Below are 1,801 nucleotides of genomic sequence, written 5' to 3' on the forward strand. Positions count from 1 at the left end.
GAGATATTAGCGCCCAACTCCCAACTCCCAACTCCCCATCTTATGTCGATCGCATTTAGCAAATATCAAGGCTTAGGTAACGATTTCATTTTGATTGACAATCGTCATAGTGATACTCCCATTATCGAGCCAGAAGAGGCAATTGTTTGGTGCGATCGACATTTTGGCATCGGTGCTGATGGGGTGATTTTTGTGCTTCCAGGCCAAAATGGTGCCGACTATACCATGCGAATTTTCAATTCCGATGGTTCGGAACCAGAAATGTGTGGGAATGGAATTCGCTGTATGGCAAAATTTATTGCTGATTTGGAAGGCAAGATCGATACTGAAGTTACTTATCAGATCCATACCCTCGCCGGCATAATTACGCCAGAAGTGATGCTAGATGGCAATGTACAGGTGGATATGGGCGAACCGCGATTGTCAGCGGCAGAAATTCCGACTAGCCTGGGAATGGTAGACGATCAAGTAGTCAACCAATCGATCGAAGTCGATGGCAAAGCCTGGACTGTTACCTGTGTCAGTATGGGCAATCCTCATTGTATGACGTTTGTGGATGATGCTAACGCGATCGATCTAGCAACTATCGGCCCAAAATTTGAACATCATCCCGCTTTCCCGCAGCGAACTAATACCGAATTCGTCCAAGTTATGCGTTCTGATTATCTCAGAATGCGGGTGTGGGAACGCGGTGCCGGAATTACTTTAGCCTGCGGTACGGGTGCCTGTGCGACGGTAGTAGCCGGAGTATTGACAGGTAAATCTGATCGACATTGTTCGGTAGAATTACCTGGCGGTTGTCTCCAAATTTATTGGTCGCTCGCAGACAATCGCGTCTATATGACTGGCCCTGCTGAGTTAGTATTTAAGGGAGAAGCCGCACAAGAATAGGAGTATAGATGAGATGACTGCCGCCATCGAGCAACACCCTAATTCAGCGAACGATTTCGCCACTAAGCTCCCACTCAATTTGAGTGCGGTGAAATTCACTCCCGCCCAATTTCAAGATCTGCGCGACACCAATCGCGATCTGCGGTTAGAACTGACTAGCACAGGAGAATTAATAGCTTTGGCACCGACTGGTTGGGGTAGTTCTAAACGAAATTTTAAACTTGGCGGACAGATGTATGTCTGGAACGAGCAAACCCAGCTAGGGGAGGCTTTTGACTCATCGGGTGGATTTGTTTTACCAAATGGTGCGCAACGTTCTCCCGATGTTGCTTGGGTCGAAAGAGCGAGAATTGCCCAACTCGATCCAGATCCAACTAAGTTTTTACCATTAGCTCCCGATTTTTTAATAGAATTACGTTCAGCTAGCGATAGTTTGTCCAAACTCCAAGAAAAGATGCAAGAGTATCGCGACAATGGAGTGCGGTTGGGCTGGTTAATAGATCCGCAACATCAACGGGTCGAAATTTATCGCATTAATCAAGAAACTGAAATTTTGCAATCGCCAACCCAGCTTAGTGGCGAGGATATATTACCTGGATTCGTGCTCGATCTCACTGATATCTGGTAGCCCAATTCATTATTATCAACTTGCTACTTCAACTCGATCGCCTCAATTATACCCCACCCAATTTTACTCGTCCGCTGCTGACAGATATCTCGTTTAATCTGGCTGCGGGTGAATGTTTGACTTTAACGGGGATTACTGGTGCTGGGAAAAGTACGTTATTGCGGTTGCTAAATCGGCTAAATGAACCAACAACCGGACAGATTTTATTCAGTGGTATAGACTATCGATCGATTTCTCCCATGACGCTGAGAAAGCAAGTCATGTTGGTGAGTCAAGAACCAA

At 46.1% G+C, this 1,801-nt stretch carries 3 protein-coding genes; all 3 read left to right on the forward strand.

Going from position 1 to position 1,801, the window contains the following annotated elements; all coding sequences use genetic code 11:
* The first annotated feature begins 42 nt into the window (after nucleotides 1–42).
* A complete protein-coding gene (gene dapF / locus RMO35_RS22660) occupies nucleotides 43–891 on the forward strand; it encodes a diaminopimelate epimerase (RefSeq protein WP_309744585.1) in 849 nt (282 codons plus the stop codon).
* A gap of 13 nt (nucleotides 892–904) precedes the next feature.
* On the forward strand, nucleotides 905–1,519 hold the full coding sequence (locus RMO35_RS22665; RefSeq protein WP_309744581.1) for a Uma2 family endonuclease: 615 nt from the start codon (nucleotides 905–907) through the stop codon (nucleotides 1,517–1,519).
* 20 nt (nucleotides 1,520–1,539) lie between these two features.
* Nucleotides 1,540–1,801, forward strand: a 262-nt coding sequence (locus tag RMO35_RS22670; RefSeq protein WP_309744583.1) for an ATP-binding cassette domain-containing protein, incomplete at its 3' end; no start/stop codon positions are given.

The sequence above is a fragment of the Chamaesiphon sp. OTE_20_metabat_361 genome, assembly GCF_031364565.1.

Coding starts and splice junctions, on each gene's coding strand:
- dapF (WP_309744585.1), top strand. CDS start 43: ATGTCGATCGCATTTAGCAAATATCAAGGCTTAGGTAACGATTTCATT.
- RMO35_RS22665 (WP_309744581.1), top strand. CDS start 905: ATGACTGCCGCCATCGAGCAACACCCTAATTCAGCGAACGATTTCGCC.